This window comes from Methylobacterium jeotgali (assembly GCF_022179345.1).
Taxonomy (GTDB): Bacteria; Pseudomonadota; Alphaproteobacteria; order Rhizobiales; family Beijerinckiaceae; genus Methylobacterium; species Methylobacterium jeotgali.
On sequence record NZ_BPQR01000053.1, the window covers coordinates 37,820 to 43,983 of the forward strand.

Consider the following 6,164-nt stretch of genomic DNA (forward strand, 5'->3'; position numbering starts at 1 on the left):
GGGAGGGTGGCCCCCGAAGGGGGTCGGGAGAGGGGAGCGCCGTCTCCGGAAAGACCTGAGCCGGCCCCTCTCCCGCCCTGCATGCGCAGGGCACCCTCCCCCGCCAAGGGGAGAGGGTTATCTCGCGCTCACCCCTTCTTCTCGGGGAGGTTGAGGCGGATGTGCAGCTCCCGGAGCTGCTTCGGGGTGGCCTCGGCGGGGGCGCCCATCATCAGGTCCTCGGCGCGCTGGTTCATCGGGAACAGCACCACCTCGCGGATGTTAGGCTCCTCGCAGAGCAGCATCACGATGCGGTCGACGCCGGGTGCGATGCCGCCGTGGGGCGGGGCCCCGAGGCGCAGTGCGTTGAGCATGCCGCCGAACTTCTCCTCCAGCACCTCGCGGCCGTAGCCGGCGATCGCGAAGGCCTTCTCCATCACGTCGGGGCGATGGTTGCGGATGGCGCCGGACGACAGCTCGATGCCGTTGCAGACGATGTCGTACTGGAAGGCCTTGATGCCGAGAATCTTCTTCGAGACCTCGCCGTCAGGGCCGGCGCCCGCGCGCTCCGCTTCAGTCGCCGCGACGTCGAGGGCCAGAAAGTCCTCGCGCTCGAAGTTCGGCATCGAGAACGGGTTGTGGGAGAAGTCGATGCGCTTCTCCTCCTCGTTCCACTCGTACATCGGGAAGTCAGTGATCCAGCAGAAGGCGAACTGGTCCTTATCCGACAAGTTCAGCTCGTCGCCGATGCGGATGCGCGCCTTGCCGGCAAGCGCCGCCGCCTTGGCCTCGGTGCCGGCCGCGAAGAACACCGCGTCGCCGGCCTTCGCGCCGGCCTTCTCGGCGATGCGCGCCTGCACGGCGGCGGGGATGAACTTGGCGATCGGGCCGCGGCCGGTGAGCGTGCCGCCCTCCTCCTCGAACACGATGTAGCCGAGGCCCGGCGCGCCCTCGGAGCGGGCCCAGTCGTTGAGCTTGTCGAAGAAGGAGCGGGGCTGGCCGGCCGCGCCGGTCGCCGGGATGGCGCGCACGACGCCGCCGGACTTCAGCACGCCCTTGAACGCCTTGAACTCGACCTCGTCGCGGCCGAACTCTTCCGACACGTCGGCGATGATCAGGGGATTGCGCAGGTCCGGCTTGTCGACGCCGTACTTCAGCATCGCGTCGGCGTAGGTGATGCGCGGAAACTCGGCCGTCACGCGCTTGCCGTCCGCGAACTCCTCGAACACGCCGCGCAGCACCGGCTCGACCGCCTGGAACACGTCCTCCTGGGTGACGAAGCTCATCTCGATGTCGAGCTGATAGAACTCGCCAGGGCTACGGTCGGCCCGCGCATCCTCGTCGCGGAAGCAGGGGGCGATCTGGAAGTAGCGGTCGAAGCCCGCGATCATCGTGAGCTGCTTGAACTGCTGCGGCGCCTGCGGCAGCGCATAGAACTTTCCGGGATGCACGCGAGAGGGCACGAGGTAGTCGCGGGCACCCTCGGGGCTGGACGCCGTCAGGATCGGCGTCTGGAACTCGAAGAAGCCGCCCTCGCGCATCCGGCGGCGCAGGCTGTCGATAATCGCCCCGCGCTTCATGATGTTGGCGTGGAGCTTCTCCCGGCGGAGATCGAGGAAGCGGTAGCGCAGCCGCGTCTCCTCCGGGTACTCCTGGTCGCCGAACACCGGCAGCGGCAGCTCGGCAGCGGGGCCGAGCACCTCGAGATCGTCGATGTAGACCTCGACCGAGCCGGTCGGCAGCTCCGGGTTCTCTGTGCCGGCGGGCCGGGTGCGCACGCGGCCGTCGATACGGATCACCCACTCCGAACGCGCGGTCTCGGCGGCCTTGAACGCCTTGGAGTCGGAATCGATCACGCACTGCGTCAGGCCGTAATGGTCGCGCAGGTCGATGAAGAGCACGCCGCCATGGTCGCGGATGCGGTGGCACCAGCCGGAGAGGCGGACCTCGCCCCCGACATCGGACGGGCGGAGCGCCCCGCAGGTATGGGTACGGTAACGGTGCATGGCGGTCTTCTGTGGATGAAGGCCGGCACCATTCACGGGGGAGGGGCCAAGTCAAGCGGAGGAGGGGCAAGCAGGAGGGACTACCGGGGGCCTACGGCTGTCCCCTGTCGTCGCGGGGCGCTCGCTCCCCTTTCCCGACCAGCCGCGATATAGCCGGACCATGAACCTGATCGACACCACCTCCGCCCTGGCGGAGGCCTGCGAGCGCCTCGGAGCGCAGCCCTTCGTCACCGTCGACACGGAGTTCATGCGCGAGACCACCTATTACCCGAAGCTCTGCCTGATCCAGATGGCGGGGCCGGACGGGGAGGGCGTCCTCGTCGATCCCCTGGCGCCGGGCCTCGACCTCAAGCCCTTCCTCGACCTGATGGCGCGGGAGGACACGGTGAAGGTGTTCCACTCGGCCCGCCAGGATCTCGAGATCATCTACCTGCTCGGTGGGGAGCTGCCGCACCCGTTCTTCGACACGCAGGTCGCGGCCATGGTCTGCGGCTACGGGGACTCGGTCTCCTACGAGCAGCTCGTCAACGACCTCGCGCGCGCGAAGATCGACAAGTCTTCCCGCTTCACCGACTGGTCCCGCCGGCCGCTCTCGGACGCCCAGCTCGCCTACGCGCTCTCCGACGTCACCCATCTCGTGAAGGTCTATGAGGCGCTGGCCTCCGAGCTCCTGGAGACCGACCGGGGCGCCTGGCTCGACGAGGAGATGGGCGTGCTGATCTCGCCGGAGACCTACCGCGCCGACCCGGCCCAAGCCTGGCGGCGTCTCTCGGGGCGCATGCGCAAGCCCCGCGAGATCGCGGTGCTGATGGAGGTCGCCGCCTGGCGGGAGCGGGAGGCGCAAGGCCGCAACGTGCCCCGCGGGCGCATCCTCAAGGACGAGGCGGTGATCGACGTCGCCACCAGCTGCCCCCGCAGCGTCGAGGCGCTCGGGCGCCTGCGCTCGATCCCTTCCGGCTTCGAGCGCTCGCGCACCGGGGCCGACATCCTCGCGGCCGTCGAGCGGGGCGCGACCCGCGACACCGCCGGCATTCCCCTCCCCGAGCGCGGCCGGGCGCGCAGCGGCGGCAACGGAGCCCTGGTCGAGCTTCTCAAGGTGCTGCTCAAGGCGGTGTGCGAGAACGAGCGGGTGGCGCCGAAGATCGTGGCCACCGTCGACGACCTCGAGGCTCTGGCCGACGACGACGCGGCGGACGTGCCGGTGCTCTCGGGCTGGCGCCGGGCGCTGTTCGGCGAGAAGGCGCTCGCGCTGAAGCACGGCCGCATGGCGCTGTCGGCCGAGGGCGGCCGGGTTGTGGTCCGCACCCTGTCGTAACCACGCGATATAGAGAAAGACGCCCGGATCGGGTGACAGGCAGGACGGACGGGACTATGTGGCAACTCAGTTGCCTAAAAATCCCAGGCTTTGTTCCCCGTCCCGATGCACGAGTCGAATGCCGTCCTTCAGACGCTGACCGGCCAGGGGCATGTGTCCGCCGAAGGATGCGCCACGGTCCGGGTCCGCTACCGCGTCACCGTCGAGCGCCGTGACGGCCTGATCGTCGCCCACGGCACCCTTGTCGGCAAGCCCGCAGGCCTGCATCCGATCTGGCTGCAGCCCGACGCGGTGCTGCGCCTCCGCTCAGGGCGCCGCCTCGACATCTCCGTCACGGACCTGATCGGCGACACCGCCGAGTTCGAGAGCACGGGGCCGGTCGCCGACTGAGTCGGGCGATTCGGGGCCCTGCGCCCGCTCGTCGGCCGCCGCCGCGATGCGGCAGGAGCGCGCAGCACGGCCTGCGCATTCTTCCACAGACGCTCCGAAGCTCAGCCGGTTTCGCCGAAGCAGTTTGCCGGATCATCCCGCAGCGCATTCCCAAAAGAACGATGCCGCGGTGCGAGAAGCCGCGCCCTGCCCGTTCCCGACGCATGAGAGCCGCACCCGACCATCGAGAGGCTGCATGGGGCGCATGGGGTGCCAAAAGTCAAAGCAAGTTCTTTTGCAGCCGCAAAATCGTCTTTGTGCATCGCACTGTAAACTGTTTGCTGACGAAGACGCGCCTTTGTCTCCTCCGCTGGCCCCTCGACTGCGGCCTGCGCTGTCGAGAGCCGCACGGCCATGTTGACGGCCCCGGTTTTTTTCTTAGAGTTCGTTCAAGCTTCGGTTTCGAGGAGGCGGCCAAAAAAGGGATGGCCACCTCTGGCTCGGAAAACTTTTCGGTGAAGCGATACCATCGCCCGCTACCGAAGCTCGATGATCCCTGTCTCAATCAGCAGGCCAGGCCTCTGGCGGCACGGTCTCGTGCACGCTCGCGGCGTCAAGGCCTGTCGGAGGAATCCATGAGAGCAGTCCACCTCCTCGCGCTGGGCGCCGGTATCGCCGCGGCGAGCCCGGCCTTCGCCAACGACGACGTGCTGAAGCGCAGCCAGGACCCGAACCAGCAGGTGCTGCAGACGGTCGACTACGCCAACACCCGCTACTCGAAGCTCGACCAGATCAACGCCTCGAACGTGAAGAGCCTCCAGGTCGCCTGGACCTTCTCGACGGGCGTCCTGCGCGGCCACGAGGGCTCGCCGCTCGTCGTCGGCAACGTCATGTACGTGCACACGCCGTTCCCGAACATCGTGTACGCGCTCGACCTCGACCACGAGGCCAAGATCCTCTGGAAGTACGAGCCGAAGCAGGATCCGTCCGTGATCCCGGTGATGTGCTGCGACACGGTCAACCGCGGCCTCGCCTACGCCGACGGCGCCATCATCCTGCACCAGGCCGACACCACGGTCGTCTCGCTCGACGCCAAGACCGGCAAGGTCAACTGGTCGGTCGTGAACGGCGACCCGAAGAAGGGCGAGACCAACACCGCCACCGTGCTCCCGGTGAAGGACAAGGTCATCGTCGGCATCTCCGGCGGCGAGTTCGGCGTGCAGTGCCACGTCACCGCCTACGACCTGAAGTCCGGCAAGAAGGTTTGGCGCGGCTACTCCATGGGCCCGGACGATCAGCTGATCGTCGACCCGGAGAAGACCACCGCGCTCGGCAAGCCGATCGGCAAGGACTCCTCGCTGAAGACCTGGGAAGGCGATCAGTGGAAGACCGGCGGCGGCTGCACCTGGGGCTGGTTCTCGTACGACCCCAAGCTCGACCTGATGTACTACGGCTCGGGCAACCCCTCGACCTGGAACCCCAAGCAGCGTCCGGGCGACAACAAGTGGTCCATGACGATCTGGGCGCGTAACCCCGACACCGGCATGACCAAGTGGGTCTACCAGATGACGCCCCACGACGAGTGGGACTTCGACGGCATCAACGAGATGATCCTCACCGACCAGAAGGTCGACGGGAAGGACCGTCCGCTGCTGACCCACTTCGACCGCAACGGCTTCGGCTACACCCTCGATCGCGCTACCGGCGAGCTCCTCGTCGCCGAGAAGTTCGATCCGGTCGTGAACTGGGCCACCAAGGTCGACATGGACAAGGGTTCCAAGACCTACGGCCGCCCGCTCGTCGTGTCCAAGTACTCGACCGAGCAGAACGGCGAGGACGTGAACTCGAAGGGCATCTGCCCGGCCGCCCTCGGCACGAAGGACCAGCAGCCCGCTGCCTACTCGCCGAAGACGAGCCTGTTCTACGTGCCGACCAACCACGTCTGCATGGACTACGAGCCCTTCAAGGTGACCTACACCCCGGGCCAGCCGTATGTCGGTGCGACCCTGTCGATGTACCCCGCGCCGAACAGCCATGGCGGCATGGGTAACTTCATCGCCTGGGACGGCGTGAACGGTAAGATCAAGTGGTCGCTGCCCGAGCAGTTCTCGGTGTGGTCGGGCGCTCTTGCCACCGCCGGCGACGTGGTCTTCTACGGCACCCTTGAGGGCTACCTGAAGGCCGTGGACTCCAAGACGGGCAAGGAACTCTACAAGTTCAAGACCCCGTCGGGCATCATCGGCAACGTGATGACCTACTCCCACAAGGGCAAGCAGTACGTGGGCGTCCTGTCGGGCGTCGGCGGCTGGGCCGGCATCGGCCTCGCGGCCGGCCTGACCGACCCGAACGCCGGTCTCGGCGCGGTGGGCGGCTACGCGGCCCTCTCCAACTACACGAACCTCGGCGGTCAGCTCACCGTCTTCACGCTGCCGAACTAATCGGTCGCAGGTTCGCAGAAATGTGAGGTGCCGGCACGGGAAGCCGTGCCGGCACCT

At 67.5% G+C, this 6,164-nt stretch carries 4 protein-coding genes; 3 read left to right on the forward strand and 1 reads right to left on the reverse strand.

The window, feature by feature from the left end:
- Positions 1-128: 128 nt before the first annotated feature.
- Positions 129-1,985: an aspartate--tRNA ligase gene (aspS, locus tag MFF04_RS15690; RefSeq protein ID WP_238277126.1), complete on the reverse strand. Its 1,857-nt coding sequence runs from the start codon at positions 1,983-1,985 to the stop codon at positions 129-131.
- A gap of 160 nt (positions 1,986-2,145) precedes the next feature.
- Here aspS and rnd point away from each other — a divergent pair, with 160 nt between their 5' ends.
- The 3 genes from rnd to xoxF1 all read left to right on the forward strand — a co-directional run bounded on the left by rnd (position 2,146) and on the right by xoxF1 (position 6,107).
- Positions 2,146-3,300: a ribonuclease D gene (rnd, locus tag MFF04_RS15695; protein WP_238277128.1), complete on the forward strand. Its 1,155-nt coding sequence runs from the start codon at positions 2,146-2,148 to the stop codon at positions 3,298-3,300.
- A gap of 105 nt (positions 3,301-3,405) precedes the next feature.
- Entirely contained in the window at positions 3,406-3,690 is a 285-nt protein-coding gene (locus MFF04_RS15700) for a hypothetical protein (protein WP_238277130.1), read from the forward strand.
- 614 nt (positions 3,691-4,304) lie between these two features.
- Positions 4,305-6,107 carry a lanthanide-dependent methanol dehydrogenase XoxF1 gene (xoxF1, locus tag MFF04_RS15705; RefSeq protein WP_238277133.1) on the forward strand — a complete coding sequence of 601 codons (1,803 nt, stop codon included), beginning with the start codon at positions 4,305-4,307 and terminating at the stop codon, positions 6,105-6,107.
- Positions 6,108-6,164: the final 57 nt, after the last annotated feature.

Bases quoted from the DNA above. Each gene is read 5' to 3' on its own strand.
- aspS (WP_238277126.1), bottom strand. From the start codon at position 1,985: ATGCACCGTTACCGTACCCATACCTGCGGGGCGCTCCGCCCGTCCGAT.
- rnd (WP_238277128.1), top strand. From the start codon at position 2,146: ATGAACCTGATCGACACCACCTCCGCCCTGGCGGAGGCCTGCGAGCGC.
- MFF04_RS15700 (WP_238277130.1), top strand. From the start codon at position 3,406: ATGCACGAGTCGAATGCCGTCCTTCAGACGCTGACCGGCCAGGGGCAT.
- xoxF1 (WP_238277133.1), top strand. From the start codon at position 4,305: ATGAGAGCAGTCCACCTCCTCGCGCTGGGCGCCGGTATCGCCGCGGCG.